Annotated in this window: 2 protein-coding genes; both read left to right on the top strand. The window is 40.9% G+C overall.

Translation table 11 applies throughout. The features are described 5' to 3' along the window. Positions 1-403: 403 nt before the first annotated feature. On the top strand, positions 404-2,152 hold the full coding sequence (locus AB5I83_RS23575) for an ABC transporter ATP-binding protein (RefSeq protein WP_448978930.1): 1,749 nt from the start codon (positions 404-406) through the stop codon (positions 2,150-2,152). Between the two features lie 85 nt (positions 2,153-2,237). After that, on the top strand, positions 2,238-4,055 hold the full coding sequence (locus tag AB5I83_RS23570; protein WP_448978928.1) for an ABC transporter ATP-binding protein: 1,818 nt from the start codon (positions 2,238-2,240) through the stop codon (positions 4,053-4,055). The last annotated feature ends 24 nt before the right edge of the window (positions 4,056-4,079 follow it).

Below are 4,079 nucleotides of genomic sequence, written 5' to 3'. Positions count from 1 at the left end.
AATTTGTCCGATAGAGCACTTCTAACGGACATATATCTTCAAAAGGATTGCAGTTTTGTCCGATAAAGCTCTTCTAACGGACATCTTTCTCCATAATGGTTCCAAGTTTGTCCGTTAGAATTTTTCTAACGGATATTTGTTTGCTTAAAATCTGGTTTTTTCCATTTCACACCTCCGCACTCTCCTCGTATCAGATAATATCAGATAATTCCTATATACAAAAAAATAAAAAAATTCTAACAAAGTACTGGAAAAATATTTCGAAAGTCGATATATTAATGTATACGTGCATTTTGTTTTTACTAAGCTTTTCCATCACTTTTCGTTTAGCGGGGACATTGATGCTGTTACAAAGAAAGAAAAACACCTAAAGAATCTCTAATTTTCCAAAGGGGGGAAATGAATGGAGACATTCAAAAAATTAAAGGAGTATTATTGGCCTTTTAAAAATTACTTTATATGGTCAATATTATTTATGTTGGTCGTAACGGCGATCACAGTAGTATATCCGATGATCTTGCAGCTTACCATCGATGAAGCGGTCATCGGGGGCCGCTATGAGTTGATTCCGCTTCTGGCTGCCGGTTTTGTGGCATCCATGGCCGTGAAAGGAATCTGTACGTACATTTATCAGTATACAGGCGACTTGTTCGGAATCCATTCCGTCTACAAGCTAAGAAACTCTCTTTATGAAAAGCTTCAGTTTCTTTCCTTTCGATACTATGATAATGCGAAGACCGGAGATTTAATGTCGAGGCTTACTGCTGATGTGGAAGGCTTCCGCTTTTTCCTAAGCTTTGGCTTCTCAGAATTGATCCGTTTTGTCCTTTTGATTGGTATTAGTTTTTCAGTTATGTTCTATTATTCTATTTCATTGACTTTTGTGACTCTGGCAACACTGCCATTCCTGGCGGTTGTTGTCTATAAATTTGACAGGGCAGTCCACCCGGCATTCAGGGGAATCCGCAAATCTTTCGGTAAGCTGAATACTAAAGTCCAGGAGAATATCAGTGGAATCAACACGGTTAAATCACTTTCCCGTGAAGACTATGAGATTGGCAGATTCAATGCATCTAATGGAAATTACAAAGACCAATATTTATTCACATCAGAAATTTGGGCTAAATACTTCCCGTTAATGGAGTTTTTGGGAAATCTAAGTGTCGTCCTGCTGTTAGGATACGGCGGTTTCCTGGTCATGAATGACTCTTTGCTACCAGGGGAGCTGGTTGCGTTCTACAGCCTAGTTTGGTACATCATGTGGCCAATCATGAACCTGGGATTCGTTGTGAACTTATTCTCCCAATCTAAAGCATCAGGAGAAAGACTTTTGGAAATTCTTGAAGCTGATGAGGAGATTGAAGAGAAACGTGAAGCCCTTCAGATTGAAAAACTTACAGGAGATGTAGAGTTCAATAATGTAACCCTCCGTTATGGAGACGACGAAAATGAAGCTTTATATGATATCAACTTTAAAGCACGACCTGGTCAGACTATTGGTTTGATCGGTTCGACAGGTTCAGGAAAAACAAGCATTACCCAGCTGATGACAAGGTTTTATGAGCCTGTCGCTGGTCAGGTCCTCATCGATGGCCGGGATATAAAGGATTATTCTATTCGTTCGCTACGCAGCAATATAGGAATTGTTCTTCAGGAATCTTTCCTTTTTTCTTCTTCGATCAAAGCCAATATCTCTTATGGCAATCCAGATGCTACGATGGATGAAATCATTGCCGCTGCAAAAAGGGCTCAGGCACATAGTTTTATCATGGAGCTGCCTGATGGCTACGACACCATCCTTGGAGAAAGAGGAATGGGTCTGTCTGGAGGCCAAAAGCAAAGAATTGCGATTGCTAGGGCGATTTGTGTCAATCCAAGTATTTTAATCCTTGATGATGCCACAAGTGCAGTAGATATGGAAACTGAATTCAAGATTCAACAAGCGCTGCTGGAAGTCATGAAGGGACGAACGACCTTCATCATCGCACACCGTATTTCTTCCCTGAAGCATGCAGATGAAATTCTTGTTCTTGAAAACGGGTCCATTGCTGAGCGAGGAACCCATGAGCATTTGATTAAAAATGGCGGAACCTATCAAAAAATCTATGATATCCAGTTTAAAGACCGCCAAAAGGTATCGCAAACTGGCTGAAATAATAAAAACTAACAAATGATTGATATCTGTTCGCCGTTTTGGTCATCGCACCATTTATCTACAATGTACAGGGGGGAAGGTTTTGAGCAAGAATAAAAACTCTCAGGTCTTAAAAAGGTTCCATTATTCTACTGACCAAGTTATTGATAAGCCTTTTAACTGGAAACAAATGTCAAGGCTTTTTGGTTATATGCTTCCATATAAGAAGACACTTGTGCCGCTATCTATTGCCATGGTACTAATCACGACAGCAGTAAGGCTGGCGATCCCAATTTTGATTGGGATCTACACGCTTGACAGAGCTGTAAAAAATAAAGACGCCACAATGCTTTTCTGGCTGGTCGCACTAATAGCAGGGCTTTATTCAGCTTCCTATTTCGCAAATATTTTCAGAATTCGCTGGATGAATCAATTAGGCCAGAATGTCATCTATGATTTGCGCAAACATTTATTTACACATGTGCAAAATCTATCGCATCGCTTTTTTGACCAGCGTTCAGCTGGATCCATACTCGTAAGAATCATGAATGACATTAATTCACTGCAAGAATTGTTCACTAACGGTGTCATCAATTTATTGATGGATATCGTTTTACTAGTCGGTATCTTCTTTATCTTGTTCTCGCTAAGTCCACAGCTTACACTGGCAATCATGATCATCTTACCAATCATGTTCTTGATTTCAACAAAGCTGAGGAAAAACATCCGACGCTCCTGGCAGGATGTGCGTATGAAGCAATCCAAGTTGAATTCTCACTTGAATGAAAGCATTCAGGGAATCAGGGTTACACAATCTTTTACTCAGGAAAAAGAAAACATGGCTTTTTTTGATGGAGTCAATAATGAGACCTTCCAGAGCTGGAAGTCAGCTTCACAGAAAAACGCGATGTTCCGTCCGATGGTTGAACTGACCAATGCTCTTGGAACAGCGGTCTTGATTTGGTATGGAGCAAGCTTGATCCAAAATGGAACGATCTCAATAGGGGTATTCGTCTCATTTGCATTTTATCTGGGCATGTTCTGGGAACCAATTTCAAGGCTTGGCCAGGTGTATAACCAGTTATTGATGGGGATGGCTTCATCGGAACGGATCTTTGAGTTCCTTGATGAAAAACCAATTGTTTCTGAATCAGATCAAGCTATCGAACTAGAGGATATGCGAGGAGAAATAAATTTTGATAAAGTGGTCTTTTCCTATGATGACAAGCGGACTGCTCTAAAAGGAATCAGCTTGGATATGAAGGCTGGCCAAACGGTTGCCCTCGTTGGTCATACAGGTTCCGGGAAGACGACAATCGCTAATTTGATCAGCAGGTTTTATGACCCCACTTCAGGGAGAGTATTGGTTGACGGCCATGACCTAAAAGAAGTTTCAATAGGCAGCCTCAGGAAACATATCAGCATAGTGCTGCAGGATACGTTTATTTTTTCTGGTACGATTTATGATAATATTCTCTTTGGCAGACCGGATGCCACAGAGCAAGAAGTAAAAGCTGCCGCCGAAGCTGTAGGGGCGTCAGAATTCATCAAGAAGCTGCCTAATGGCTATCAAACAGAAGTAGAAGAGAGGGGAAATATCCTTTCAGTTGGAGAAAGACAGCTCCTTTCTTTCGCAAGGGCGTTGCTCGCCAACCCAAGAATCCTGATCATGGATGAAGCGACAGCCAGCATTGATACTGAAACAGAAATGAAAATCCAAAAGGCACTGAAGACCCTGTTGAACGGCAGAACGGCGATCATCATTGCCCACAGACTTTCGACCATTAGAGAAGCGGATAATATCTTCGTCTTAGAGAATGGTCTAATCATTGAACGAGGCAATCATGATCAATTGATGGAGCTTCAGGGAGAATATCATGACCTTGTTAAAGCACAATTCAATATGCTTGATGCAGTATAGAAAGCCTTCTTTGTGAAGGCTTTT

It is taken from the genome of Mesobacillus sp. LC4, assembly GCF_053543455.1.
The sequence above is the reverse complement of the archived record's forward strand: the minus strand, read 5'-3'. Positions and strand labels throughout refer to the sequence as shown.

Bases quoted from the DNA above. Each gene is read 5' to 3' on its own strand.
- AB5I83_RS23575 (WP_448978930.1), top strand. From the start codon at position 404: ATGGAGACATTCAAAAAATTAAAGGAGTATTATTGGCCTTTTAAAAAT.